The 25,644-nt window shown below is 60.6% G+C and carries 19 protein-coding genes; 13 read left to right on the forward strand and 6 right to left on the reverse strand.

Going from position 1 to position 25,644, the window contains the following annotated elements; genetic code table 11:
* Positions 1-46 precede the first annotated feature (46 nt).
* The 5 genes from ACQ4MY_RS04670 to tpx form a co-directional block, all read right to left on the reverse strand.
* Positions 47-1,516, reverse strand: a complete 1,470-nt coding sequence (locus ACQ4MY_RS04670; RefSeq protein WP_440094017.1) for an efflux transporter outer membrane subunit — start codon at positions 1,514-1,516, stop codon at positions 47-49.
* Positions 1,513-4,620: an efflux RND transporter permease subunit gene (locus ACQ4MY_RS04675; protein ID WP_440094018.1), complete on the reverse strand. Its 3,108-nt coding sequence runs from the start codon at positions 4,618-4,620 to the stop codon at positions 1,513-1,515. The genes ACQ4MY_RS04670 and ACQ4MY_RS04675 overlap by 4 nt, the downstream gene beginning before the upstream one ends.
* Positions 4,621-4,762: 142 nt before the next feature.
* Entirely contained in the window at positions 4,763-7,864 is a 3,102-nt protein-coding gene (locus tag ACQ4MY_RS04680) for an MdtB/MuxB family multidrug efflux RND transporter permease subunit (RefSeq protein ID WP_440094020.1), read from the reverse strand.
* On the reverse strand, positions 7,861-9,168 hold the full coding sequence (locus ACQ4MY_RS04685) for an MdtA/MuxA family multidrug efflux RND transporter periplasmic adaptor subunit (protein ID WP_008086448.1): 1,308 nt from the start codon (positions 9,166-9,168) through the stop codon (positions 7,861-7,863). Before ACQ4MY_RS04685 ends, ACQ4MY_RS04680 begins: the two co-directional genes overlap by 4 nt.
* 186 nt (positions 9,169-9,354) lie before the next feature.
* The gene (tpx, locus tag ACQ4MY_RS04690; RefSeq protein WP_440094021.1) at positions 9,355-9,855 is read right to left on the reverse strand and encodes a thiol peroxidase; all 501 of its coding nucleotides are present in this window, start codon (positions 9,853-9,855) and stop codon (positions 9,355-9,357) included.
* Positions 9,856-10,206: 351 nt separating this feature from the next.
* On the opposite strand from tpx, the gene ACQ4MY_RS04695 reads away from it, so the two are divergent.
* The 13 genes from ACQ4MY_RS04695 (at position 10,207) to ACQ4MY_RS04755 (ending at position 24,726) form a co-directional block, all read left to right on the forward strand.
* Entirely contained in the window at positions 10,207-10,635 is a 429-nt protein-coding gene (locus ACQ4MY_RS04695) for a YciI family protein (protein ID WP_008079293.1), read from the forward strand.
* Between the two features lie 283 nt (positions 10,636-10,918).
* Positions 10,919-11,710 (forward strand): hypothetical protein, encoded by a 792-nt coding sequence (locus tag ACQ4MY_RS04700; RefSeq protein WP_440094023.1) that lies wholly within the window; start codon positions 10,919-10,921, stop codon positions 11,708-11,710.
* Between the two features lie 10 nt (positions 11,711-11,720).
* A complete protein-coding gene (locus ACQ4MY_RS04705) occupies positions 11,721-11,906 on the forward strand; it encodes a hypothetical protein (RefSeq protein WP_440094025.1) in 186 nt (61 codons plus the stop codon).
* Positions 11,906-12,856 (forward strand): SphA family protein, encoded by a 951-nt coding sequence (locus tag ACQ4MY_RS04710; protein ID WP_440094027.1) that lies wholly within the window; start codon positions 11,906-11,908, stop codon positions 12,854-12,856. Before ACQ4MY_RS04705 ends, ACQ4MY_RS04710 begins: the two co-directional genes overlap by 1 nt.
* 23 nt (positions 12,857-12,879) lie before the next feature.
* Positions 12,880-13,860: an AAA family ATPase gene (locus ACQ4MY_RS04715; protein ID WP_440094029.1), complete on the forward strand. Its 981-nt coding sequence runs from the start codon at positions 12,880-12,882 to the stop codon at positions 13,858-13,860.
* Positions 13,857-14,792 carry a DUF58 domain-containing protein gene (locus ACQ4MY_RS04720; protein WP_008079311.1) on the forward strand — a complete coding sequence of 312 codons (936 nt, stop codon included), beginning with the start codon at positions 13,857-13,859 and terminating at the stop codon, positions 14,790-14,792. Before ACQ4MY_RS04715 ends, ACQ4MY_RS04720 begins: the two co-directional genes overlap by 4 nt.
* Complete coding sequence (locus tag ACQ4MY_RS04725; protein ID WP_440094031.1) at positions 14,789-15,364, forward strand: DUF4381 domain-containing protein; 576 nt, start codon at positions 14,789-14,791, stop codon at positions 15,362-15,364. Before ACQ4MY_RS04720 ends, ACQ4MY_RS04725 begins: the two co-directional genes overlap by 4 nt.
* Positions 15,351-16,343, forward strand: coding sequence for a vWA domain-containing protein (locus tag ACQ4MY_RS04730; protein WP_440094033.1), 993 nt, complete (start codon positions 15,351-15,353; stop codon positions 16,341-16,343). Before ACQ4MY_RS04725 ends, ACQ4MY_RS04730 begins: the two co-directional genes overlap by 14 nt.
* Position 16,344: 1 nt before the next feature.
* Entirely contained in the window at positions 16,345-17,925 is a 1,581-nt protein-coding gene (locus ACQ4MY_RS04735) for a VWA domain-containing protein (RefSeq protein WP_440094034.1), read from the forward strand.
* Positions 17,922-19,364 carry a hypothetical protein gene (locus ACQ4MY_RS04740; protein ID WP_440094035.1) on the forward strand — a complete coding sequence of 481 codons (1,443 nt, stop codon included), beginning with the start codon at positions 17,922-17,924 and terminating at the stop codon, positions 19,362-19,364. Before ACQ4MY_RS04735 ends, ACQ4MY_RS04740 begins: the two co-directional genes overlap by 4 nt.
* Positions 19,361-20,383: an HAD family hydrolase gene (locus ACQ4MY_RS04745; RefSeq protein ID WP_440094036.1), complete on the forward strand. Its 1,023-nt coding sequence runs from the start codon at positions 19,361-19,363 to the stop codon at positions 20,381-20,383. Before ACQ4MY_RS04740 ends, ACQ4MY_RS04745 begins: the two co-directional genes overlap by 4 nt.
* Before the next feature lie 73 nt (positions 20,384-20,456).
* A complete protein-coding gene (locus ACQ4MY_RS04750; protein WP_008079323.1) occupies positions 20,457-22,037 on the forward strand; it encodes an arylsulfatase in 1,581 nt (526 codons plus the stop codon).
* 184 nt (positions 22,038-22,221) lie between these two features.
* Positions 22,222-24,726 carry a fused MFS/spermidine synthase gene (locus tag ACQ4MY_RS04755; protein ID WP_440094038.1) on the forward strand — a complete coding sequence of 835 codons (2,505 nt, stop codon included), beginning with the start codon at positions 22,222-22,224 and terminating at the stop codon, positions 24,724-24,726.
* Between the two features lie 133 nt (positions 24,727-24,859).
* Here ACQ4MY_RS04755 and ACQ4MY_RS04760 read toward each other — a convergent pair whose 3' ends face one another.
* A complete protein-coding gene (locus ACQ4MY_RS04760) occupies positions 24,860-25,537 on the reverse strand; it encodes a DUF3313 domain-containing protein (protein ID WP_008079327.1) in 678 nt (225 codons plus the stop codon).
* Positions 25,538-25,644: the final 107 nt, after the last annotated feature.

The following is a 25,644-nucleotide window of genomic DNA, read 5'->3' on the forward strand; positions in this document are numbered from 1 at the left end:
GATTTTGATCTCGCAGCCTGCGGCAGGTTCTAAAGGGAGGTTATCGTCACTTGGAGTCGCTCACATCCAGTTGCCCGTCCCAACCACCGCCCAATGCGGCGATCAGTTGCACGCTGGCGATCAGGCGGCTTTGCAGGATGTTCAGCACGCTGCGCTCGTTGCTCAATGCCGTGGCTTGCACCACGACCACGTCGATGTAGGCAATCAATCCAGCCTTGTACTGGTTTTCCGTCAGACGCAGCGAATCACGCGCCGCGTCGAGCGCTTCCTGGCGCACCGCCGCTTCGTCTTCATACACCTTGAGCTGCACCAGGTAGTTTTCCACCTCGCGGAAACCATCGAGCACGGTCTGGCGATACTTGGCCACGGTCTGGTCATACACCGCTTCGGTCCGGTCAACCTCCGCCGAACGAATGCCGCCGTCGAACAGCGGCAAGTCCAGCTTGGGCCCGACCGACCAGAAACGGTTGGGCAAACTGATCAAGTCATTTGAGGTACTGCTGCTGTAACCGCCGCTCAGACTCAGCGACAGGTCGGGGTAATACGCCGCTTTCGCCACCCCGATATTGGCATTGGCCGCAATCACCGAACGCTCGGCCGAGGCGATGTCGGGACGCCGTTCGAGCAGTTGCGAAGGCAGACTCAACGGCACTTGTGGCAGGTTGGGAATGTTCTGCGTTTCGGCGATATTGAAACCCGCCGGGGCTTGCCCGGTCAGCACGGCAATCGCGTTCTCGAACTGCGCGCGCTGCCAGATCAGATCGACCAGATCAGCCTGGGTGCTTTTCAGCTGGGTTTGCGCCTGGGCCACCGCGTCTCGCCCGGAAACACCGGCGCGGTACTGGTTCTGTGTCATTTTCAACGAACGTTCATACGCCGCAACGGTGGCTTCGAGCAGTCGTTTCTGCTGATCGATCACTCGCAATTGCAAGTAGTTCTGCACCAACTCCGACTGCTGGCTCAGGCGCATCGCCGCCAGATCGGCAAAACTCGCCTGGGCACTGGCCTGATCCGCCTCAAGTCCCCGGCGCAATTTGCCCCAGATATCAGCTTCCCAACTGACGCCCAACTGCGCGTTGTAGGTATCTCGAATCCCGCTCGAGGAACTGCTCAAACTCGAACTGCTGCTGCCGGTGCCCTGACTGGAGCGGGTCTTGCCCACACTCAGATCGACATTCGGGTAAAACGCCCCGCGCGCACTGCGCACCAGCGCCTGGGCCTGACGGAACTGGGCTTCGGATTGCGCGACGGTCTGGTTGGAGCTGTTGAGTTTCTCGATCAGCCCGTTGAGCTGCTGATCACCGTACAGTTCCCACCAGGCACCACGCGCCAGCGAATCGCTGGGATTGGCCTGACGCCAGCCCTCGGCTTCCTTGTACTGGGCAATTTCAGCGGTTTGCGGGCGCTGGTAGTCCGGGCCGACAGCGCAGGCACTGAGCAACGCCACGCACAGCGACAGGCTCAACAGACGCGAACCGCGAACAGAGGCCAGATGGATAAGCGAACGGTCAGTCATAGCGGAGTTTCCAGAGCGGCGTCAGTGCGCACGCCACGCCATTTGTTGAAGCGATGGCGCAGCTTGTCGAGATAGAGGTAAACCACGGGTGTGGTGTAGAGCGTCAGCACCTGGCTGAAGATCAGCCCGCCGATAATCGTCAGGCCCAATGGCTGACGCATTTCCGCACCTTCGGCGCGGCCGAGCAGCAACGGCAAGGCGCCGAGAATCGCTGCCAGCGTGGTCATCAGGATCGGGCGCAGTCGCTGCAGGCAGGCACTGCGGATCGATTCCAGCGGGGTCATGCCCTGATGACGCTCCAGTTGCAAGGCGAGGTCGATCATCAGGATGGCGTTTTTCTTCACCACACCGATCAGCAGGAACAGGCCGAGCAATGAAATCAGGCTGAACTCGCCACCCAACGCATAGATCGACAGCAGCGCCCCGACACCTGCCGACGGCAAGGTCGAGAGAATCGTCAGCGGGTGAATATAGCTTTCATACAGCACGCCCAGCACCAGATACACCGCCAGCAGCGCACCGAGGATCATGAACGGCTGACTCTTCTGAGTGGCGGCGAAGGCGTCGGCAGTACCGGCCATTTTCGCAATGACATCTTCCGGCAAGCCGACCTTGGCGATCGCCCGTTCAATGGCCGCGCTGCCCTGCTCTACCGTGACGCCTTCGGCCATGTCGAAGGCAATGTCCTCCGAGGCGAACTGGCCTTCGTGGCTGACGCGGTCGTCTTCCAGGCTGTTTTCATAATGCGCGAAGGTCGACAGTGGAATCCGCGCGCCGTCAGCGGTGATCACCTGCACCTGTTTGAGCGTCACCGGGTCCTGGGCGTATTTCGGATTGACCTCCATCACCACCTGGTACTGGTTGAGGCTGTCGTAGATCGTCGAAATCTGCCGCTGGCTGTAAGCGTTGTTCAGCACCGCCGTGACCATGTCCATGTCCACGCCAAGGCGTTTGGCCTGGTCACGGTCGACAATCAACGTCACCTGCTGCGCACCCGCCCCTTCTTTGGCGTCAATGGCGGTCAGTTCGGGCAAGGCCCGAAGCGCGGCCACGACTTTTGGGTACCATTTGCGCAACTCACCCAGATCACCGCTTTGCAGGATGTAACTGTACTGCGACGAAGTCTGCTCGCGGCCACCGCCAAACTGCAGGTCCTGGTCCGCCATCAGCATCAATTGCGCACCGGCGACCTTGGGCATTTCCTTGCGCAGGCGTTCGATGACTTTCTGCGCCGACAGCTGACGTTCCTTGATCGGTTTCAACCGCACCAGCATGAAGGCGTTATTAGTGCCGTTGGTGCCGCCGATGAACCCGGCAACACTTTCCACGGCTTCGTCCTTGAGCACGGCGCGGCGGAAAACCTCCATTTTCGGCTGCATCACACTGAATGACAGACCGTCGTCACCGCGCACAAAGCCGATCAATTGGCCGGTATCCTGCTGCGGCATGAAGGTTTTCGGCACCACGACGTACAGTGCGACGTTCACCCCGACGGTGATCAGCAGACTCAGCAGCGTCAGGCGGCGGTGGCGCAGCACCCAGTCGAGGCTGGTGGCGTATTTGCCGACCATCCAGTCGTTGGTCCGCCGGCTCCAGCGTTGCAGGCGGTTTTCCTGGCCCGGCGTATGTGGCTTGAGCCAGCGCGCGCAGAGCATCGGTGTCAGCGTCAGGGAAACCACCAGCGACACCACAATCGCGGCAGCCAGCGTGATCGAGAACTCACGGAACAGACTCTCGACAATCCCGCCCATGAACAGGATCGATAAAAATACCGCGACCAGCGACACGTTCATCGACAGCAAGGTAAAGCCGACTTCCTTGGCTCCGAGGTACGCGGCCTGCATCGGTTTGACGCCTTCGTCGATGTGCCGGGAAATGTTCTCCAGCACCACGATGGCGTCGTCGACCACCAACCCGGTAGCGAGAATCAGCGCCATCAGCGACAGGTTGTTCAGCGAGAACCCGTAGAGGTACATCACCGCAAAGGTGCCGACCAGCGACACCGGCACGGCCAGGGTCGGAATCAGCGAGGCGCGGAAGTTACCAAGGAACAGGAACACCACCAGGATCACCAGCGCTACGGCAATCAGCAAGGTCATCTCGGCTTCGTGCAGGGTCGCCTTGATCACCGGCGAGCGATCCATCGCCAGATTGAGCTTCACACTGGCTGGCAATACCGCTTGCAGCGCTGGAAGTTGCGCCTTGATCTCGTTGACGGTCTCGATGATGTTGGCACCGGCCTGCCGGTTGATCACCAACAAGACGGCCGCGTCATCGTTGAAGAAACCGCTGTTGTAACGGTCTTCGACGCCGTCGCTGACCTTGGCCACATCCTTCAGGCGCAGCGCGGCGCCATCGGCATAGTGGATGATCAGCGATTCGTAATCCTTGGCTTTCTCCAACTGGTCGTTGGCCTGGATCTGCCACAACCGCTGACCGTCCTCGACCGACCCCTTGGGCCGACGTACGTTGGCATCGGCGATGGTCTTGCGCACATCATCGAGCGCCACGCCGTACTGGTTCAGCGCCTGCGGTTCAAGTTCGATACGCACCGCCGGCAGCGAACTGCCGCCGATCTGCACTTCACCGACGCCCTGCACCTGCGACAGGCTCTGCGACAGAATGGTCGAGGCCAGATCGTACAGCTGGCCTTTTTCCAGCACGTCCGAGGTCAGCGACAGCACCATGATCGGTGCTTGCGACGGGTTAACCTTCTTGTAGGTCGGCATGCTGCGCATCCCGCTTGGCAACAGGTTGCGCGAGGCGTTGATCGCGGCCTGCACTTCACGCGCTGCGCCATTGATGTCGCGGTCGAGATCAAATTGCAGGATGACCCGGGTCGAACCCTGGCTGGAACGGCTGCTCATGGTGTTGACGCCGGCAATCGCGCCGAATGAACGTTCCAGCGGCGTCGCCACGGTGGACGCCATGACTTCCGGACTGGCACCGGGCAGGCTCGCCTGCACCACGATCACCGGGAAATCCATTTGCGGCAGCGGCGCCACTGGCAACAAGCCGAAGCTGACACCGCCCAGCAGCATGATTGCCAGGCTCAGGAGCATGGTCGCTACAGGGCGCTTGATGAAAGGACCGGACAGATTCATCGCACGCGATCCCCAGCTTCACCGCACACCCCTGTAGGAGTGAGCCTGCTCGCGATAGCAATTTGTCTGCTCACATAAATGTTGGATGTGCCGGCCTCATCGCGAGCAGGCTCACTCCTACAGGGGTTATGTGTACGCACGGTCATACCGAGACCTCTTCGGCGTCGGCATTGGTTTTGCCAAAGCGGCGGCCGAGACGGTCGAAATACAGGTAGATCACCGGGGTGGTGAACAGCGTCAGCACTTGGCTCACCAGCAAGCCGCCGACCATCACCAGACCCAACGGTTGACGCAACTCGGCGCCAGAACCGGTGGCCAGCATCAGCGGCACCGCACCGAACAATGCCGCCAGCGTGGTCATCAGGATCGGCCGGAAGCGCAGCAGCGCCGCCTGGTAAATCGCCTGTTCCGGCGCCATGCCCTGGTTGCGCTCAGCATCGAGGGCGAAGTCGATCATCATGATCGCGTTCTTTTTCACAATACCGATCAACAGAATGATGCCGATGATCGCGATCATGCCCAGGTCGTTACCGCTGAGCAGCAACGCCAGCAAGGCGCCAACGGCGGCCGATGGCAACGTCGAAAGAATGGTGATCGGGTGAATGTAACTTTCATAAAGCACGCCGAGCACGATGTACATGGTCACCACGGCGGCCAGAATCAGCAGCAAGGTGCTCGACAGCGATGCCTGAAACGCCTCGGCGGCGCCCTGGAATTGCGTCTGCACGCCCACCGGCATGCCGATGTCTTTCTGTACCTGTTCGATCACGTCCACCGCATGCCCCAGCGCCACACCCGGCGCAAGGTTGAACGACATCATCACAGCCGGGAACTGGCCGATGTGGGTGATCGCCAGTTGCGCCTGGCGTTCCTCGACGTGGGCCAGACTCGACAGGCGCACCTGCGCGCCGTCCGTGGTCTTGACGTGAATCTGGTCCAGCGCCTGCGGGCCGATCTTCTCACCGGCCTGAGCCTGCAGCACCACGCGGTACTGGCTGGCCTGGGTGTAGATGGTCGAAATCTGCCGTTGGCCGAAAGCGTCGTACAGCGCATCAGTGATGTTCGCCACTGACACGCCGAGACGCGAGGCCGCATCACGGTCAATCACCAGATACACCTGCAAACCCTTGTCCTGCAAATCACTGGCCACGTCCGTCAGTTCCGGGCGCTGCGCCAGCGCCTCGACCAGTCGACCGCTCCATTGGCTGAGCAACTCGGAATCCGGCGAAGACATGCTGAACTGATACTGCGTGCGGCTGACACGGTCTTCGATGGTCAGGTCCTGCACCGGCTGCATGAACAGACGGATACCGACCAGTTTGTCGACTTGCGGCTGCAACCGCGCAATGACTTCACTGGCCGTGAGATCGCGATCGCCATGGGGTTTGAGGTTGATCAGCAAGCGGCCGCTGTTGAGCGTCGCGTTATCGCCGTCGACACCGATGTAGGACGACAGGCTCTGCACGGCCGGGTCTTCAAGAATGATCTTCGCCAGTGCCTGTTGGCGATCACCCATCGCGGCAAAGGAGATCGATTGCGGCGCCTCGGAAATGCCCTGGATCACCCCGGTGTCCTGCACCGGGAAGAAGCCCTTTGGCACGACCATGTAAAGGAATACGGTCAATGCCAAGGTGCCAATCGCCACCAGCAAGGTCAGGGGCTGGTGTTTCAGCACCCAGCGCAGCATCCGCCCGTATTCGGCAATCATCCAGTCGATCACCGCACCGCTGGCGCGATAGAAACGCCCCTGTTCGTGTTCCTCCGGTTCACGCTTGAGCAGACGCGCGCACATCATTGGCGTCAGGGTCAGCGAGACCACCAGGGAAATCAGGATGGCGACGGCCAGGGTAATGGCGAACTCGCGGAACAGGCGCCCGACCACGTCGGCCATGAACAGCAACGGAATCAGTACCGCGATCAGCGACAGGGTCAGCGAGATCAGGGTGAAGCCGATCTGCTTGGCACCTTTCAGCGCCGCCTGCATCGGGCTGTCGCCCTCCTCGATAAATCGGGAGATGTTTTCCAGCATGACGATGGCGTCATCGACCACAAAACCAGTGGCGATGGTCAACGCCATCAGGGTCAGGTTGTTGACCGAGAAGCCGGCCAGGTACATCACCCCGAAGGTGCCGATCAACGACAGCGGCACGGCCACCGAGGGAATAATCGTCGCACTGGCGCGGCGCAGGAACAGGAACGTGACCATCACCACCAGCGCAATGGCGATCAGCAATTCATGCTGGACGTCAGTAACCGAGGCGCGGATGGTTTGCGTCCGGTCGGTCAACACGGTGACATCGAGACCGGCCGGCAAGTTGTCGGTGATGCTCGGCAGCAACGCCTTGATGCGGTCGACCACTTCAATGACGTTGGCGCCCGGTTGACGCTGAATGTTCAGCAGGACGGCCTGATTCTGGTTGGCCCACGCGGCGAGACGTTCGTTTTCGGCGCCATCGACGATTTCCGCGACATCCTTGAGGCGCAACGGTGCGCCGTTCTTGTAGGCAAGGATCAGGTTGGCGTAGTCCTCGGGCGACGTCAGTTGGTCGTTGGCGTCGAGCATCGATACCCGGGTCGGGCCGTCGAAGTTGCCTTTCGGCTGGTTGACGTTGGAGGCACCGATCAGGGTGCGCACATCCGACAGGTTCAGGCTGTTGGCCGCCAGTGCCTCGGGGTTGACCTTGATCCGCACAGCCTGACGCTGGCCGCCGGCGATGCTGACCATGCCGACGCCGCTGATCTGGGCGATTTTCTGCGCCATGCGCGTGTCGACCAGGTCATTGAGCTTGGGTAGCAGCATGGTTTTCGAGGTGATGGCCAGGGTCAGCACCGGGGTGTCGGCCGGGTTGACCTTGTTGTACACCGGCGGTGCCGGCAGATCGCTCGGCAGCAGGTTGGTTGCCGCGTTGATGGCGGCTTGCACCTGTTGCTCGGCGACGTCCATGTTGATGTCGAGGCTGAAACGCAGGGTCAGCACCGAGGCGCCACCGGAACTGGTCGAGGCCATTTGCGTCAGGCCCGGCATCTGCCCGAACTGGCGCTCGAGCGGTGCGGTGACGGCGCTGGTCATCACGTCCGGGCTGGCGCCGGGATACAGGGTCATGACGCGGATGGTCGGGTAATCGACCTGCGGCAACGCCGAAACCGGCAACAGACGGTAAGCGATCAAGCCGGCCAGGACGATGGCCAGCATGCTCAGGGTAGTGGCTACCGGACGGAGGATGAACAGCCGCGAAATGTTCATGCGCCCTTCTTGGCCTTGTCAGTCACTGCCGCGTCCGTCGGGTTGGCGGCCGATTTGCCCTGCAGGTGTTCGGTCGGGGTGGTCGGGACCTGGTTGCTGTCGTTGACCACCTCCACTTCGCTGCCCTCTTTCAAACGGTCGGTGCCCTCGAGCACAACGCGGTCGCCAGCAGCCAGGCCTTCGGTGACCACCGTGTTATTGCCATCGCTGGCGCCGATCTTCAGTTGGCGAATAGTGACTTTCTTGTCGCCGTCCAGCGCGTAGACGAAGGTGCCGTTGGTGCCGAATTGAATGGCCGCGGACGGCGCCAGAATCACGCCCTTGAGGGTGTCTGCCAGCAGGTGCACGTTGACGAACTGATTGGGGAACAGCGACTGATCGCGGTTTTCGTAGCGCGCCTTGAATTTCAGCGTGCCGGTGGCGACATCAATCTGGTTGTCGAGGCTTTGCAGCACGCCGGTCGCTTGCAGTTTGGTATCGCCGCGATCCCACGCTTCGGCCGGCAGTTTCGCGCCGCTGCGGTAGCGGGCGAGTACGGTTTCGAGGCTGTTTTCCGGCAAGGTGAAGGCGACGCTGATCGGTTGGGTCTGGGTGATGACTGCGAGGAACGTGGTGTCATTGGCCGCGACGAGGTTGCCGACGTCGACCTGACGCAGACCGACACGACCGGCAATCGGCGCGCGAATTCGGGTGAATTCGAGATTGAGCTTGGCGTCGTTGACGGCCGCCTGATTGGTTTTCACCGTGCCCAGGTACTGGCCGACCAGCGCTTCGGCGGTGTCCAGGGTCTGCTTGGCGATGCTGTCCTCTTTGAACAGGCCGCGATAACGCTCGACATCGACCTGAGCGTTTTTCAGTTGCGCCTGATTCTGCAGCAAGGTGCCTTCAGCCTGCAGCAAGGCATTCTGGTAAGGACGCGGATCGATCTCGGCGAGCAGGTCGCCGGCCTTGACCATCTGGCCTTCTTCGAAATTGATCTTCACCAGTTCGCCGCCAACGCGGCTGCGCACATTGATGGTGTTGAGTGCGGTGACCGTGCCCAGCGCCTTGTAATACAGCGGGAAGTCCCCAGTGACCGCCGGTGCCACGCGCACCGGTATCGGCCCGGCGCCACCGCCGAAGCCCGGCCGCATCATGCCCGAACGCCCGGTATGCCCGGCGGCCGCTTTCTCACCGCCCTCCTTGTGGGCTGAGCCGGCAGGCCAGAATTTCCAGCACAGGACGGCGATAACCAACAAGACAAGCAGGCTGATCAGCCAGCGACGGGAGTTGCGGGGGGACGATTGCATGGAATGATTAACCATTGGGCGCGTGGGCTTCTTTTACGGGAGGCTGAACGATAAGCACTGGTGGGGAATTAGCAAAGCAGCTTTACCGGCAATTTACCTTCAACTTACGTTTCAAGGTGTGAGGCAAAACACTGATACACAAATGAAAACGGCCTGGACAGGGCCAGGCCGTTAACAATTGTAAACGCGTTGTAGCAGAGCTTACTTCAGTACGGCCAGAGCAGCGTCGTAGTTTGGCTCTTCAGCGATTTCCTTGACCAGTTCGCTGTGCAGGACGTTGTCGTTTTCGTCCAGAACCACCACGGCACGGGCGGTCAGGCCTTTCAGCGGGCCGTCAGCGATGGCCACGCCGTAGTTCTCGATGAACTCGGTGCCGCGTAGGGTCGACAGATTTTGCACGTTTTCCAGGCCTTCGGCGCCGCAGAAACGCGCTTGGGCGAACGGCAGGTCAGCCGAGATGCACAGCACTACAGTGTTTGCCACTTCGTTGGCCTGAGCGTTGAACTTGCGCACGGAAGTCGCGCAGGTCGGGGTGTCGACGCTTGGGAAGATGTTCAGGACTTTGCGCTTGCCGGCGAAGTCTTTCAGGGTAACGTCCGACAGATTGCCGGCAACCAGGGAAAAGGCTGGCGCCTTGGAACCGGCTTGTGGCAATTGGCCGTTGACTTGAACCGGATTGCCTTTGAGGGTGACTTGAGCCATGACTTCAGTCCTTCTAGTGTTTTGAGTGGAAAGCATGCAAGAGGCCGAAGTTAACCACGAAATTGTCCGACGACCTATGCCCCACTTGAAAATTGTCGGGCGACAGCACAAAAAATTGTATACAACCCGACACCCCCGTAGGAGCTGCCGAAGGCTGCGATCTTTTGATCTTGGTTTTTAACGAAAAGATCAAAAGATCGCAGCCTGCGGCAGCTCCTACATTAATAGTTGCAGCGTGTCGGGTTGAGTTTGTTAAAGCGCAGGTTTGCATCTTTTATTTAGAGAACCTGTCGATTCACCGCTGGCCCGTTCGACTAACCAACGAATCCCACACGCCACGGAGTAACCGCCATGCGATTCATGATCTTTGTCAAAGCCAGCGCCGATTCCGAAGCCGGCATCATGCCCAGCGAACAATTGATTACCGAAATGGGTAATTTCAACGAAGAACTGTCCAAGGCCGGCATTCTGGTCGATTGCGATGGCCTGCACCCCAGCAGCAAAGGCGCCCGCGTACGTTTCTCCGGCGATCAACGCACGGTCATCGACGGCCCCTTTATCGAAACCAAAGAACTGGTCGCCGGCTACTGGATCTGGGAAGTGAAATCGAAAGAAGAAGCCATCGAATGGGTCAAGCGCTGCCCTAACCCGATGCCTGGTACCGAATCCGAAATCGAAATCCGCCAGATATTCTCCGCCGAAGACTTCGGCGCCGAATTCACCCCTGAGGCTCGTGCACAAGAAGAACGCATCCGCGAACAAGCCAAGAAAAACACATGACTCTCCCTGTAGGAGCTGCCGAAGGCTGCGATCTTTTGACCTTTTTATCTTTAACAACAGATCAAAAGATCGCAGCCTTCGGCAGCTCCTACAGGGATATTTTTTATGTACACAATTTGATTGTGAACCCGCACACAAAACCAAAGAATTAATCCATTCGACTGGCTAACTCCCGATTAGCTGCTAGCGTCATTCAGACGTGTCCTACAGGCTTGATAAGCAAGGGATTACGCCCTACGGCCGAGAAGTGCCGAGCTGTCCAAAAGCCACCAGGGAATCGGGGATGAAGTGCAATCGAGTGGGGAAGACTCTGTTTCTGGCGAGTTCGCTAGCGGCTGCTTGCTGCGCGCAGGCGGATAACGCCGAGGACTCCAATAAAAGCAACAACCCGCTCAACGTGGCGCCGGGCGCCAATCTGCAGGACTACTACACCCCCAAACTCTACGACAGCAACGCGCACAGCAATGACGTGTTGCTGCGCGGCACCTTGCCGATCGCGCCGAGCGATTTCATCGGCGTGCCGCAACTGGTCCGCGCGACGCTGCCGATCAGCACCCGACCCGATCCGCACAACGGTTACAGCACCGGCATCGGCGATCTGAACCTGTTCGACATCTTCATTCTGAAAACCGAAGGCGTGCAGTTGGGTATCGGCCCGCTGATCACGGCGCCAACCGCCGAACAGGACGAACTTGGCACCGGCAAATGGCAAGGTGGCCTCGCCGCCGTGGCCATCGATGCCTCGCCGCGCGGTCTGCTCGGCGCCCTTGTGCAATATCAAAGCTCCTTCGCTGGCGACAATGACCGCCCGCACGTCGAGAGCGCAACGATGCAGCCGTTCATCATCCATAACTTGGAAAAAGGCTGGTACCTGCGCTCCACCGGCACCTGGACCTTCGACCTGAAAAACGACACCCACTACATCCCGATCGGCCTCGGTGTCGGCAAGGCGTGGAAGGCTGGCAGCAACATTCTCAACGCCTTCGTCGAGCCGCAGTGGACGGTTGACCGCAAGGGCGACGGACTGCCGCAGTTCGTGGTGTACACCGGCATCAACGTGACGTTTGGCAAGTAAGGAAAACTGTATGCGAACAGCCCTCAAAGCCGCCGGCTATGCCCTGATGACGATGTTCGTCAGCTGCGGGGTCGGCGCACAGGATTTCACCCACCGTTCGCCTTCAGTCAGGGCCGACCTGAAGGCAACGCCCGAGCGCCAGGTGTTGCCGGCATTCGAATTTTTTGACAGTCAGAACCATAAGCGGAGTGTTTGATGGTCAAGCCTAACGTTGTGCGTCCGTTGCTGGCGCTGTGCATGATCGGCAGTCCTCTGCTTTACGCAGCAGAGGGCGGCGTGGGCCGACCGATTACCGGTCAGCAGGTATTCTCCAATGCTGGCATCGTCCCGCCGGAGCCGGGCTGGGTGACGTCGTTGACCAGCATCTGGTACGACGGCTCGCTCAAGGGCAGCAACGGCGCGCCGATTTCCGGTGCGGTCAGTGGCGGGATCGACATGAAAGTCTCCTACACCATGGCCAACTTCACCCACGTCTGGGACACCGGCAAGGGTCGCTGGAACTACGCCTCTGCGGTGGGCATTCCGGTGCAGTACACCGACATCAAGGCGAACATCACCGGCCCGCGCGGACGCACCCTCGGTGACAGCGATTCCGGCACGCAATTCGCCGACGCGCTGATCACGCCGATTGCCGCCGGTTACCACTTCGATGAACTGAACCACATTTCGCTGTCGCTACCCATCTACGTACCGACCGGCGCCTATAACGATGATCGGCTGGCCAACCCTGGACAGAACAACTACACGTTCATGCCCACCGTAGCGTTCACTCATCTGGATGGCAAGGGTGGCGAGTTCACCTTGTCCAGCGGTCTTGAGTTCTATACCGAAAACGACGCCACGGACTATCGCAACGGCAACATTTTCACCCTCGATGCACTGTGGACCCATGGTTTCGGCGAAGGCTGGAGTGCCGGGGTCGCGGCGGGTTACATCCAGCAAATCACCGATGACAAGGGCCAGACCGCCGACACGTTCAACGGCTATCGCGGGCGCTCGGTCGGTGCCGGCCCGGTGATTGGCTGGGCCGGCAAATTCGCCGACGCCCAAGCCAACATCAGTGCGCGCTGGGTGCCCGAGTTCGACACCAAGAACCGCCCTGAAGGCAACGGCTTCAGCGTCAACCTGACCCTGGCGTTTTTCTAGACCAGACACAAAGGATTGCTGCCATGACTGCACTTACCGACCTCAACGCCCTGCAAGCCAGCATCGCCGAAGCGGTGCTCGGCCAGGATCAAGTCATCCGGCAGATCCTCCTCGGTCTGTTGGCCAACGGCCATTTGCTGTTGGAGAGTTTGCCGGGGCTGGCCAAGACGCGCACGGTCAAGGCGCTGGCCAAACACCTTGACGCGAAGATGAGCCGCATCCAGTTCACCCCGGATCTGCTGCCGTCGGACATCACCGGTGCCGAGGTGCTGCATCAGGTCGAAGGCAAGAACGAGATCCGCTTCCAGCCCGGCCCGTTGTTTGGCAACTTGATCCTCGCTGACGAAATCAACCGCGCGCCGGCCAAGGTGCAAGCGGCGTTGCTCGAAGCCATGGAAGAGCGACAGATCACCGTGGCGGGTAACAGTCATGTGCTGCCCGAACTGTTTATCGTCGTGGCCACGCAGAACCCGATCGAACAGGAAGGCACTTACCCGTTGCCGGAAGCGCAGATGGACCGTTTCCTGATGAAGGTGCTACTCGATTACCCGAGCGCTGAAAACGAGAGTCAGGTATTGCGTTTGTTGCGCAACGAAGAGTTTGCCCAAGGCGCCAACACCACGCCCGCCAAGGGCTTCAGCCTGTCGCAGGACGTAATCTTCGCAGCCCGCAAAGAGGTCAGCGCGGTGCATGTGTCGCCGGCCATCGACAGTTATCTGATCGACCTGATCAACGCCACCCGCCACCCCGCCGATTACGACGAAGACCTCGGCCGCTGGATTTCAATCGGCGCGAGCCCGCGTGGCGGCATTGGCCTGGACCGTTGTGCGCGCGCCGATGCGTGGTTGCAGGGTCAGGATTTTGTCTCGCCGGACAATGTCCGTGCGGTGGTGCATCCAGTGCTGCGTCATCGCCTGCAACTGAGCTATGACGCGGTGGCCGATGGCGTCAGCGCCGATCAGGTGCTCGATCGCATTCTCGATAAAGTGGCGATCCCGGCATGAACGACGAAGGTCTGGTCTACGTCTCTCTCGCGCAATTGATGGCGCTGGAGTTCAAGGCCCGTGACCTGAGTTTTCTTGCCCGCCAACCACAGGGCAGCATCCTCGCCGGCAACCATGCCTCACGCCTGCGTGGCCGTGGCTTGAACTTCGATGAGCTGCGCCGTTATCAACCAGGCGACGACTTGCGCCATCTCGACTGGCGCGCGTCGCTGCGCACCGGCAAACCGGTGGTGCGCACCTTCACCGAGGAGCGCGACCGCCCCGCGCTGATCGTGGTCGACCAACGCATGTCGATGTTTTTCGGCTCGCAACGCAGTTTCAAATCCGCCGTGGCTGCCGAGTTGGCTGCGCTGGCGGCGTGGATGGTGTTCCACGCCGGCGACCGGGTCGGCGGCCTGGTGTTCAACGATCAACGCATCGACAGCGTCGCCCCGTTGCGCAGCCGCAAACGCGTGGAGGCCTTGCTCAGCCGCATCGCCGAGCAGAACCGTGCACTGAACGCGGGCAGTCCTGACGCTGAGGACGAGGATCAACTCGATAAGGTCTTGCAGCGCTGCCTCGCCCTCGCCGGCCACGATCATTTGATCTGCATCGTCAGCGACTTCGCCGGCGCCGGTGAGCGCACCTTGCAACTGATGCGGCAACTGTCAGCGCACAACGACGTGATCGCCCTGCAAGTCTACGATCCGTTGGCGCTGAAGCTGCCGGACAACGGTCGGCTGCTGGTGACGCAAGGTGAGTTGCAGGTGGAACTGGCCATCGAAAAACGCAACGTGCATCAACCGCTGGGGGATTTTCTCAGCGGCCGGCTCAAGGACGTCGCCACCCTGCTGCGCCGCAGTCAGGTGCCGTTGATGATGATCAGCACCGCCGAAGAGGCTCATGCGCAATTGCGCGCCGAACTCGGCAAGAGCGCCGGAGCACGGCGGTGAATCCGAATATCCCGAGCATCGAGCAACTCAAGGAGTTGGGCCTGCCGACGCCGGTCAGTTATGCGCCGCAGACGTGGGGCTGGTGGGTGTTGCTTGGGGTTTTGATTCTACTCACGCTGATTATTGCCATCAGTCGCTATCGGCAATGGCAGCGTGATCAATATCGGCGTGAAGCACTGGCGAGATTGGCGCAGTTGCGCAGCCGCAGTGATGACCTCAATGCCCTGCGTGAATTACCCGAACTGCTCAAACGCGTCGCCCTCTCGATGCCCACGCCGACCTCATGTAGGAGCTGCCGAAGGCTGCGATCTTTTGCTCTGGCTTTTAAAAAACACAATCAAGAGATCGCAGCCTTCGGCAGCTCCTACAGGGTCGGGGCGTTGGGGAGGGAGGATTGGCAAGGCTTCTTGCAGCAGCACAGCAAAAAGCTTTTGCCGGCTGATTTCAGTGCGCAACTGGCGCAACTCGCTTACGCCCCGGATGACGTATTGCGCGCCCTGCCCGCGCCGCAGCGCCAGGCGTTGTTCGACACCTGCCAACACTGGGTGGAGCATCATCATGTGGCAGCTTGATTACCCATGGTTTTTGCTTCTATTGCCGCTGCCCTGGCTGGCGTACCGCTACCTGCCCGCCTACAACGAGGCCCGCAGCGCCGTGCGCGTACCGTTTTTTAATGCCATGAGCCGGGCTGTCGGTGAAGCACCCGGCACTGTCGGCAGTCGACGCAATCACTGGCAATTGCTGCTGAATGTTCTGCTGTGGGCGTTGATTCTGCTGGCCGCTGCACGCCCGGTGTTCGTCGAAAAGCCGATCGAACGCCAACAACCGGTGCGCGACCTGATGCTGGCCATCGACATCTCGCAGTCGATGGAAACCGAAGACTTCACCAACGCCAGCGGTGTGAAAATCAATCGCCTGGCGGCGGTCAAAGAAGTCGTGCAAGGCTTCATCGACAAGCGCAAGGACGACCGCCTCGGGCTGATAGTATTCGGCAGCGGCGCCTATCCGCAGGCACCATTGACCCTCGATCATGCCAGCCTGTCGCTGCTTCTGGCAGACACCGGCATCGGCATGGCCGGGCCCAACACCGCGATCGGCGATGCCATCGGCTTGAGTCTGAAGCTGCTGGATCAGGCGCATGAGCAGGAAAAAGTGCTGATCCTGCTCACGGACGGCAACGACACCAGCAGCGCGATCACCCCGGATCACGCCGCCGAAATGGCCGCCAACAAGGGCGTGATCATCCACACCATCGGCATCGGCGACCCGAGCGCATCGGGCGAAGCCAAGGTCAACCTGGCGGGGCTGGAGCAGATTGCCAAGACCACCGGCGGGCAATTCTTCCGCGCCGAAGACCGCACCGCGCTGGATCAGGTCTACAGCACGCTTGATCGGCTGACGCCACATGAGGTGAAAACCCTCAGCCACCAGCCGCAACGGGAACTGTTCTACTGGCCGCTGGGCGCCGCCATGGTGCTGTTGGCGCTGTATCACCTCGGCGCGCTGCTGCGTCCGCGTTTATCGCTCGCGCGTCAACGGCAGGAGGCCTGAGATGGAGATCAATCTCGGTGACTTCCATTTCCTGCGACCGCTGTGGCTGATCCTCGCGCTGTTCGGCGCTGCATTGCCGCTGATCTGGCGCCGCAGCCGTGACCTGCAACGACGGCTGCGCGGCAACATCGCCGAGCATCTGTTGCCGCACTTGTTGATTACCCCACAGGATCATCAGCGGCTGCGGCCGGTGCATCTGCTGTGCGCAGTAATGATCCTTGGCGCGGTGGCAGCGGCCGGGCCGACCTGGGAGCAGGACCGCCCGGACTTTCTGCAGAACCGCGCGCCATTGATCGTCGCCGTGGACCTGTCGCCGTCGATGGACGCCAACGATGTGCAACCGACCCGACTGGAAGCGGCCAAACACAAATTGCACGATCTGATCCAGCGCCGCGCCGGCGCGCGCACTGCGCTGATCGCCTTCGCCGGAAGCGCGCATCTGGTGCTGCCGCCAACGGATGATCCGGCGCTGCTCGACACGTTCATTCAAGCCCTCGGCACCGGGCTGATCGATAAGCCGGGCAAAGATGTCGGTGCGGTGATCGATCAAGCCAAGCGCCTGCTCAGTGCCGAGAAAACCCCGGGCAGCCTGCTGCTGCTCACCGACGGTGCTGACACCTCGCGACTCGACGGGCTCGACAAACGCCTGCACGACAGTCAGCTGCAAGTGTTGGTGCTGGCGGTTGGCAGCGAGGACGGCGGGGTTGTCCAGGGCGCCGGTGGCCAGCCGAAAATCGACAGCAATGGTCGTCCGATCCTCGGCAGCTTCGATCAGGCGGCGCTCAAACAACTGGCGTCGGCCGTCGATGCACCGCTCGGCAGCCTGACCCTGAATGACGATGATCTGGACTGGATCGAGCTGCACGCCCAGCAACATTTTCAGAGCGCCAGCGCCGAACAGCGCGAACTGCACTGGAAAGACACCGGATACTGGTTGTGCTGGCCGTTGCTGGTGCTGGCATTGTTCGGTGTGCGCAAGGGCTGGAGCGTGAACTGGATGCCGGCGCTCTTGCTCGCCGCAGGTCTTGGCTGGCCAGCGGCGCCGGCGCAGGCAAATGCCTTGAGCGACGCCTTCTTCACCCGTGATCAACAAGGGCGCTGGGCGTTCGAGCACGAACATTTTCCGCAAGCCGCGGCGTTGTTCGTCGACCCGTACTGGAAAGGCGTTGCGGCCTATCACGCCGCCGATTACGACCTTGCGCTGGCAACTTTCGCGCGGCTGGATACGCCGCAAGCGTATTTCTATCTGGGCAATATTTATGTGCGGCGCTTCAAGTTCGATGAAGCCATCGCCGCCTACACCCAGGCGTTGAAGCTACAGCCGCAATTCCCGGAAGCGACGGCCAATCTGGCCTTGGCCCAGGCATTGCTCAAAGACACCGAAAGCGCAGAAAAGAATGCCCCGGAGACCAAGCCCGACGAGGTGAAATTCGACAAGGCACCGGGCAAGGGTCAGAGCAAAAAGGTTGAAACCGAACAGGCCGCGTCCGATGCGCTGTGGTTGCAGAACCTGACCACCTCACCGGCGAAATTTCTCAAGCAGAAGTTCAACTTGCAGGATCAGGCGGGGGCCAAGCCATGATCCCTTTGAACCGCGGCGCCGCCATCGCTGGCAAGCCAGCTCCCACAGGGTTTTGCGGTACTGCCACAATCGGTGAATACACCGAAGAAACCTGTGGGAGCTGGCTTGCCAGCGATGGGGCCGGATCAATCAGCAAAAAAATCAGCGCCTTACTCCTGGCCATCGCAGTCAGCTTCAACGCCTTTGCAGCCGAACCGCAACTCAAGGTCCAGGCCCACCTGCAACCCGCCGAAGGCGCCATGGTCGGCGGCCTGGTCGAGCTGCAACTCGACGTCCTCACCGACACCTGGTTCACCAGCGCCGCCACCCTGCCCGAGCTGAAACTCGACGGCGCACTGGTCATGCCACCGGACGGTCAGGCCCAGCACCTCAATCAGACCATCGAAGGCCAGTCATTCAGCGGTTTGCGCTACAGCTACCTGATCACACCGAACGTCGCGCGCACCTTCGCCATCCCTGCCCTAACCGTAAGCGCCACGCCCGGTCAGGCGACAACGCAAATCAGCGCGCAGAGCCAACCCGTGCAATTCAGCGCGGCACAACCGCCCGGTTTCAAACCGGGGGAAACCCCGTTGGTGGCCAACGCTGTGCGGTTTACCCAGACTGTCACGCACTCGGCCAACCCGCTGAAAGTCGGCGACAGCATTACCCGCCAACTGACCCTGCAAGCAGACGGCGCTCTGGCCATGGCCTTGCCCATACCGACACTGGGTGATGCCGCCGGCCTGAGCCGCTATACCAAAACCCCACAAGTCAGCAGCCTCGATGACGGTCGCGGCGATATCCTCGGCGGGCAGCGTGTCGACAGCGTGACTTACCGTATCGACCAGGCTGGCTCGCACACCTTGCCGGCCATCGAGGTGAAATGGTGGGATGCCAGCAGCCGGCAATTGCGCACCACGCAAGTCCCGGCGGTTACGTTCGAGGCCGTCGCTGATACGGCTTACAAACCGGTGTTTTCGATCGCCGAAGACCTCAGGCAGCTCGGTCAGAATCGCCTGCACGTTTCCACCCGCTGGTTGCTGTGGCTGAGCTTACTGGCGGTGGCCATTGGTGGCGTTTATCTCCTGCGCCCAGCCCTCAGCCGTGCCCGCCAGCAATGGCAAGCGCGCAAGCTCGCGCGGCAAGTGGCCTGGCAGCAATCGGCGGACTGCGCCTGGCAACAAATCGCCCCGCAACTCGACGCCAGACCGCCACAGTTGAGCGCCTTATACCTGTGGCTGCGGCGCAGTCGACTGGGGCTGAAACTGGTTGATGCCGGCCCGCGCCTGCAAGGACTGTTACGTGGCCTTTACGGCCGCGAACCCACCACCGAGCAAACACTCGTTCAATTGCGCCAATCGTTGACTACGCTTCACAGTCAGGCCGAGCAGCAGCAGGCGAAACCGGCCTCGGCCCTGCGCCCGCTCAACCCCGTTCACGAGAAGGATTTCCCATGACGAACCCGCCGCAGCACCGTCAACGCTTCAATCTGGCGCTGTTGTTTGCGCTCGCTCTGCCGCTGCTGGCCCAGGCCAGTGAGCCGTTGCCATCGTGGAACGACGGCCCGGCGAAAAAAAGCATCATCGAATTCGTCCAGGCCGTCACCGACCAGACCAGCAAGGACTTCGTCAAACCCGCCGAGCGCATCGCCGTGTTCGACAACGACGGCACCCTGTGGAGCGAGCAACCGGCGTACTTCGAATTGCTCTTCGCCTTCGACGAGGTCAAGCGCACCGCCGCGCAGCACCCGGAATGGAAAACCACGCAGCCGTTCAAGGCCGTGCTGGAAAACGACCACAAGGCCTTGGCCGCTTCCGGCATGGACGGCTTGCTGAAAATCGTCGGTGCCACTCACACCGGCATGACCACCGAAGCGTTCGATGACTACGCCAAGACCTGGCTGAGCCAGGCGCGTCATCCGAAAACCGGCAAGCCCTACACCGAAATGATCTTCCAGCCGATGCTGGAGATGCTCGATTACCTGCGCAGCCAGGACTTCAAGACCTACATCGTTTCCGGCGGCGACACCGGGTTCATGCGTGCCTTCGCCGAAAAGGTCTATGGCATCCCGCCGGAACAGGTGATCGGCACCACGTTCATTACTTCATTTCAGTACAAGGACGGCAAAGCCTCGATCGTGCGCACGCCAAAACTGGCGCACAACGACGACGGCGCGGGCAAACCGGAAAGCATTGATGCGGTGATCGGTCGCCGGCCGATTCTCGCCTTTGGCAACTCCGATGGCGACCTGCAAATGCTCCAGTGGACCGCCGCCGGTTCCGGCAAACGTTTGATGGGCCTGGTGCATCACACCGACGCCAAGCGTGAATGGGCCTACGACCGTCAATCCGATATCGGGCGCCTCGACAAGGCTCTCGACGAAGCGAATTCCCGTGGCTGGACCGTGGTGGACATGGCGTCCGAATGGCGCCGGATTTACCCCTTCGAGCCGCCGGCAACCGAGCAGGTGCAATAAGAAAAAAGCGTGCTGCAGGACTGCAATAAACGTAAGTCGCAATAAACGACCCCCGCGAAAAGGAGCAAGTCAGATGACTCGCATACGCAAGTGGCTACCGAAACTCGCCCTGGTGGCGACCTCGGTGATGGCGCTGTCGGCAACCGCCACAGCGGCTGAAAAACCCAACATTCTGGTGATCTTCGGCGATGACATCGGCCAGACCAACATCAGTGCCTATTCCATGGGCGTGGTGGGGTACAAGACGCCGAACATCGACCGAATCGCCAAAGAAGGCATGATGTTCACCGACTACTATGCGGAGAACAGCTGTACGGCTGGACGATCGTCGTTCATCACCGGGCAGACGCCACTGCGTACCGGTCTGTCGAAAGTCGGCATTCCAGGCGCTCCGGTAGGCCTGCAAAAACGTGACATCACCATTGCCCAGGCACTCAAGTCGCAAGGTTATGCGACCGGGCAGTTCGGCAAGAACCACTTGGGCGACAAAGACGAATACCTGCCGACCAACCACGGTTTCGACGAGTTCTTCGGCAACCTGTACCACCTCAATGCGGAAGAGGAACCTGAGCGCCCGTACTGGCCAAAAGATGACGCTGAGTTCGTCAAGGCCGTTTCGCCCCGTGGCGTGATTCACAGCTTCGCCGACGGCAAGATTGAAGACACCGGCGCGCTGACCACCAAGCGCATGGAAACCATCGACGACGAAACCACGGCGGCGGCACAAGCGTTCATCGAGAAACAGGCCAAGGCGGACAAACCGTTCTTCGTCTGGATGAACACCACGCGCATGCACCTTTACACCCACGTGCGTGATTCGATGAAGGGCCAGAGCGGCATGCCCGGCAACGAATACGCAGACGGCATGCTCGAGCACGATGGCGACGTCGGCAAACTGCTGAAAACTCTCGATGACCTGAAAATCACCGACAACACCATCGTCGTCTACACCACCGACAACGGCCCGAACCAGTTCTCCTGGCCGGACGCGGCGACCACGCCGTTCCGTAACGAGAAAAACTCCAACTGGGAAGGCGCCTACCGCGTACCGGCGATGGTTCGCTGGCCGGGCAAGATCAAACCGGGTGAAGTCACCAACGAAATGTTCTCGGGCCTGGACTGGTTCCCGACCTTGCTCGCGGCGGCCGGTGACGCCGATGTCACCAACAAGTTGCTCAAAGGCTGGGCGCCGACCTCTGGCGGTACCAGCTTCAAGGTGCATCTGGACGGTTACAACCAATTGCCTTTCCTGACCGGCCAAAGCCCTAAGAGTGAGCGCAAAGAGTTCTACTACTTCAACGACGACGGCGTACTGGTGTCGATGCGCTATGGCAACTGGAAAGCGGTGTTCTGCGAACAACGTGCACCGGGGGGCTTCAAGGTCTGGAGCGAACCGTTCGTGTGTCTGCGCGTACCGAAAATCTTCAACCTGCGCATGGACCCGTATGAACGTGCTGATACCGTTTCCGATCAGTACTACGACTGGACCACCAAAAACGTTTATCTGACCGAGATGGCGGTGATGAAGTCGGCGGCGTTCCTGCAGACCTTCGTCGAGTATCCACCGAGCCAGAAACCGGCCAGCTTCAGTATTGACCAGATCCGCGCTGCGGTAGATGCGAAAATCGCTGAAAAAATGAAAGCTGCACAATAAGACTGCAAGACTGCCGCCCGCCCTCACCAGCGGGCGGCCTCTATCCCAAACCGGACGTAGCCCTTGTAGGAGCTGCCGCAGGCTGCGATCTTTTGATCTTTGTTTTTTAGATCAAGATCAAAAGATCGCAGCCTGCGGCAGCTCCTACAGGGGGTGGCCGGTTATTTTGTATAAGGCAATTCGTATGTCCTCACGTATCGCCAGCAAGCCGTCGGCCGTACCCGTCTCGCTATCGGCCGCTCCGGCGCTGATCATTCCCGCCCTGCTGCTGTGCATCTCCGGTGCTGCTGCGCTGGTCTATCAGGTGTTGTGGATCAAGCAACTGTCATTGGTGGTCGGCGTCGAGGTGTATGCGATCACCACCGGCATCAGCGCGTTTTTTGCCGGGCTGGCGATCGGTGGCTGGCTGTTCGGACGCTTTGCCGATCGCTTGCAGCAGCCGGTTCTACTGTATGCCGGGCTGGAAGTATGTGTGGCGATCCTCGGCGTTGGCGCAACGGTCGCCATGAGCCTGGCAGCCAGTCCATTTGCCTGGCTGCAAAGTCATGTCGGCCTGCTGGCCTGGCTGCTGCCATTTGCGCTGGTGGGCATTCCGGCGGTGCTGATGGGCGGCACGTTGCCGGTGCTGGTGCGTTCATTGGCGACTGACCCAGGCAAGGCCGGTGGTCAGTTGTATGCGGCGAATACTCTGGGCGCGATTGTCGGCACGTTGCTCGCCGCGTTTGTGTTGATCGCCACGCTCGGCGTGCGTGGCAGCGCGCTGTTTGCGGCGATGCTCAACCTGCTGGCCGCCATTGGCGCGTTGTGGTTCGCGCGGCAGCATCCCTTGCCGGTGGCAGCCCCGAGCAAACCGCACAGCGAGAAAGCCACGGATCGCACCGCACTCTGGTTGTATGCCATCGCCGGTGGCGTGGCGCTGGGGTATGAGGTGGTCTGGTCGCAATCGATCGTGCAGTTCATGAGCACCCGCACCTATGCGTTTGCCGTGGTGCTGGCGACTTACCTGACCGGTCTGTTTATCGGCAGCGCCCTGCTCGCCCGTCGCGTGGAGCGCATTCGTGATCCGTGGGGTGTGTTCGGCCTGCTAATCGCGGGGGCCGGACTGATCGCCCTGCTGGAAATCGCCCTGCTCGGACGCTGGCTCGTCCTCGCGCAGACCCAAACCGAAATGTGGTTGCTGAGCCTGGGCGTCAGCGAACTGGCGGGCATGAGCGCACGCTTCGCCGTGGCGGCGCTGAGCATCGTGTTTGTCCCGACGTTGCTGCTGGGCGCGGCGTTTCCGCTGGCCCTGCGCCTGAGCGTCGGCCATGAGCGTGTTGGTCGCGATGTCGGTGCGGTGGTGGCGTTCAATACCTTGGGCGGGATTGTCGGGGTGATGCTCTGTGGCTTCCTGCTGATTCCGCTACTGGGGCTGGTGCGGACCTTGGGTCTGCTGGCGATCATCGCGGCAGGTGTCGGCTACTGTGCCGTGCGCAAAGGCCACCACGTGAAGAAAGGTCGGCGCCAGCTCGTCGTCACCCTCGGACTGGTCTCGGTTGCCGTGGCAATGCTGACCCCGATCGACAAACTCGCCAGCCTGTTGCCCGGTGCGCGCAACGGCACGCTGGCATTCTACGAAGAAGGCCGTGGTGGCACCGTCGCAGTGGTCGCACAAGGTCGCGGCGAGAACAACTTCCATCGCCTGTACATTCAGGGAGTGTCGAACACCGGTGACGCCATGCCGTCGTTGCGCTACATGCGCATTCAGGCGCTGCTGCCGCTGCTGGTCCACAACGGCGAACCGCGCTCGACGCTGGTGATCGGTTTCGGCACCGGCATCACCGCCGGTGCGATGCTGCGATATCCGGGGCTGGAACACCGGGTGGTCGCCGAACTGCTGCCATCGGTGGTTAAAGCGGCGCCGTTGTTCAAGGGTAACTTCAATGCCGCCAGCGATCCCGGTGTCGATGTACGCCTGCGCGATGGCCGCCAGGAACTGCTGCGCAGCGCCCAGACTTACGACCTGATCACCCTTGAACCGCCACCGCCCTCCGCTGCCGGCGTGGTCAATCTGTATTCGCGGGACTTCTATCAACTGGCGGCCAGTCGCCTTGAGGAAAAAGGCATCGTCGCGCAATGGCTGCCGCTGCCGACGCAGAACATCGATGACTCGCGTTCCCTGGTGCGCAGCTTCCTCGACGTATTCCCGTATGCCTCGCTGTGGACCAGCGAGTTCCATGAAATGTTGCTGGTCGGTTCAATGACGCCGATGCAACTGGATGCAGCGAAGATCACCGAGCGTTTCCAACAGGACAGCGTACGCAGCACCTTGCAGGATGTCGGCATCGGTTCGGCCGCTGCGTTAATGGCGACCTGGGTCACCGATCGTGCAGGCCTGGAACGCTTCGCTGCTGATGCCCCCGCCGTGACTGACGACCAACCGAGGATCGAATACGCGCCGTGGGTGCGCAGCAAGGAGATCACCCGCGTGCTGCCGGCGTTGCTGGATTTGTATCAGGCGCCGCCGCTGGTGAACGCCGATGCCGGGTTCACAGAGCGCATGGAAACCCATCGCCAGCGTCTGATGCAGTTTTATCGGGCGAGCCTGCATGCGTATGACGGCGATCGGGATGCGTGGGGGCGGGATATGCGCGAGGTGATGCGCTGGGATGGCGGCAATCCGTATTACCGCTGGTTTACCGGACAATGATGTAGCGCCCTTGCGAATGCCATCGCGGGCAAGCCCGCTCCCACAGGGATTTGTGTTGTGAATGTGATTATTGATTCACAGCGATCCATGTGGGAGCGGGCTTGCCCGCGATGAGGCCATCAGCCTCGATGCATTATTTGGATTCAGACTTCAGTTTCAGATACATCTGATGCATGTCACTCGCCCAGCCGTCGATCACGGCTTTGACGTCATCGGCCTTCAATGCCTGCGTGTCATTTTCCAACGGTTTGCCGGTGCCTTTGCGCACCACTTGAGACACCACCTTGTTGCTGCCGCCATCGAGAAAGACCGCTTCAGTGGCCAGGGTGGTTTCCTGATCGCGGATGCCACTGGCAGTGCTGACTGCAGCAGCAACCAAGGCAATCGGGATCACTTCATACGCATGCAGGCCTTCAGTCTTGCTGCTCACCGCAGTAATTGCCGGGCGAATCACGATCACCCCGGGCCCAGGGCCGGCGGCCAGGGGCAACGATTTGCTCAGCTCACGCTTGAGCGCCTGATCGTAGTAGCTGGTGATGCCGTTGAGGGTCTGCTGGGAAATTTTCGCGGTCGGTTGCGGTTTCGGATACAGCTGGCTCGGCTCGACGTAGACGCTGGTGAACTTGCTGATATCGACCTTGGGATCAATCCAGCGCATGACCTCGGCGCCAGAAGGTGACTTGGCTTCCTTCAGTTGGCTGTAGTCCTTGAGAAACCCTGAGTAATCCTCGGGAGCGACGGTTTTACTGGAACAACCCACTACGCCAAGGGTAGCGATGCACAGCGTGCCCATCATTACTGCTAGCTTCATGCTGTAACTCCTGTCAGACGGCCGAAAACTTTTATAGAACGGGAGTTACAGGTATAGCTAAATCCTCAGTAAATGCGATTGCACATTAAAACATTCACGCGCACCTG

Source organism: Pseudomonas sp. SM4 (assembly GCF_051913165.1).
Lineage (GTDB): Bacteria > Pseudomonadota > Gammaproteobacteria > Pseudomonadales > Pseudomonadaceae > Aquipseudomonas.

Bases quoted from the DNA above. Each gene is read 5' to 3' on its own strand.
- ACQ4MY_RS04680 (WP_440094020.1), bottom strand. From the start codon at position 7,864: ATGAACATTTCGCGGCTGTTCATCCTCCGTCCGGTAGCCACTACCCTG.
- ACQ4MY_RS04675 (WP_440094018.1), bottom strand. From the start codon at position 4,620: ATGAATCTGTCCGGTCCTTTCATCAAGCGCCCTGTAGCGACCATGCTC.
- ACQ4MY_RS04720 (WP_008079311.1), top strand. From the start codon at position 13,857: ATGAACGACGAAGGTCTGGTCTACGTCTCTCTCGCGCAATTGATGGCG.
- ACQ4MY_RS04715 (WP_440094029.1), top strand. From the start codon at position 12,880: ATGACTGCACTTACCGACCTCAACGCCCTGCAAGCCAGCATCGCCGAA.
- ACQ4MY_RS04740 (WP_440094035.1), top strand. From the start codon at position 17,922: ATGATCCCTTTGAACCGCGGCGCCGCCATCGCTGGCAAGCCAGCTCCC.
- ACQ4MY_RS04760 (WP_008079327.1), bottom strand. From the start codon at position 25,537: ATGAAGCTAGCAGTAATGATGGGCACGCTGTGCATCGCTACCCTTGGC.
- ACQ4MY_RS04750 (WP_008079323.1), top strand. From the start codon at position 20,457: ATGACTCGCATACGCAAGTGGCTACCGAAACTCGCCCTGGTGGCGACC.
- ACQ4MY_RS04700 (WP_440094023.1), top strand. From the start codon at position 10,919: ATGAAGTGCAATCGAGTGGGGAAGACTCTGTTTCTGGCGAGTTCGCTA.
- ACQ4MY_RS04710 (WP_440094027.1), top strand. From the start codon at position 11,906: ATGGTCAAGCCTAACGTTGTGCGTCCGTTGCTGGCGCTGTGCATGATC.
- ACQ4MY_RS04685 (WP_008086448.1), bottom strand. From the start codon at position 9,168: ATGGTTAATCATTCCATGCAATCGTCCCCCCGCAACTCCCGTCGCTGG.
- ACQ4MY_RS04695 (WP_008079293.1), top strand. From the start codon at position 10,207: ATGCGATTCATGATCTTTGTCAAAGCCAGCGCCGATTCCGAAGCCGGC.
- ACQ4MY_RS04745 (WP_440094036.1), top strand. From the start codon at position 19,361: ATGACGAACCCGCCGCAGCACCGTCAACGCTTCAATCTGGCGCTGTTG.
- tpx (WP_440094021.1), bottom strand. From the start codon at position 9,855: ATGGCTCAAGTCACCCTCAAAGGCAATCCGGTTCAAGTCAACGGCCAA.
- ACQ4MY_RS04735 (WP_440094034.1), top strand. From the start codon at position 16,345: ATGGAGATCAATCTCGGTGACTTCCATTTCCTGCGACCGCTGTGGCTG.
- ACQ4MY_RS04670 (WP_440094017.1), bottom strand. From the start codon at position 1,516: ATGACTGACCGTTCGCTTATCCATCTGGCCTCTGTTCGCGGTTCGCGT.
- ACQ4MY_RS04705 (WP_440094025.1), top strand. From the start codon at position 11,721: ATGCGAACAGCCCTCAAAGCCGCCGGCTATGCCCTGATGACGATGTTC.
- ACQ4MY_RS04755 (WP_440094038.1), top strand. From the start codon at position 22,222: ATGTCCTCACGTATCGCCAGCAAGCCGTCGGCCGTACCCGTCTCGCTA.
- ACQ4MY_RS04730 (WP_440094033.1), top strand. From the start codon at position 15,351: ATGTGGCAGCTTGATTACCCATGGTTTTTGCTTCTATTGCCGCTGCCC.